Source organism: Polaromonas sp. P1_G2, from assembly GCF_056405515.1.
Window position 1 is genome coordinate 1 of record NZ_JBFUBY010000716.1, and the last position, 601, is coordinate 601.

1 protein-coding gene is annotated in these 601 nt (G+C 58.6%); it reads left to right on the forward strand.

Translation table 11 applies throughout. The features are described from left to right. Positions 1–105: 105 nt before the first annotated feature. Positions 106–601, forward strand: a 496-nt coding sequence (locus AC1D0P_RS27130) for an aldo/keto reductase (RefSeq protein WP_477679565.1), incomplete at its 3' end; no start/stop codon positions are given.

Below are 601 nucleotides of genomic sequence, written 5' to 3' on the forward strand. Positions count from 1 at the left end.
GCTGAAAGCCACGGGTTTTCCGGCGGAAAGCCGCAGTAGACGCTCTTGCGCTGCAACAAAATCGGCATAGAGTGCCGCCGTTTCCCGCACTGCAAGGATTTTCCCATGAAATTCAATCCGCTTGGCCGCACCGGCATGCTTGTCTCCGAAATCAGCCTGGGCACGATGACCTGGGGCAGTCAGAACAGCGAAGCGGAAGCGTTCGAGCAAATGGACTATGCCGTGGATCAGGGCATCAACTTCATCGACACGGCTGAACTTTATCCGACAACGCCTGCGACAGAAGAGAACCAGGGCTCGACCGAGATCTATATCGGCAACTGGATGAAGGCGCGGAGGAATCGCGACAAGATCATCCTCGCCACCAAGGCCAGCGGCCCCGGCCGGCCGCATATTCGCGGTGGCGTACCGCTCGACGGCAACGAAGTCCGCAGGGCGCTCGATCTCAGCCTTGGGCGTTTGCAGACGGATCATATCGACCTCTACCAGATCCACTGGCCCAATCGCGGCCATTACCACTTTCGCCAGGGCTGGAACTATCATCCGGAAAAGCATCCGCCGAAGGCCGAGATCGTCGCCAATTTTCGCGAATGCCTGGAAG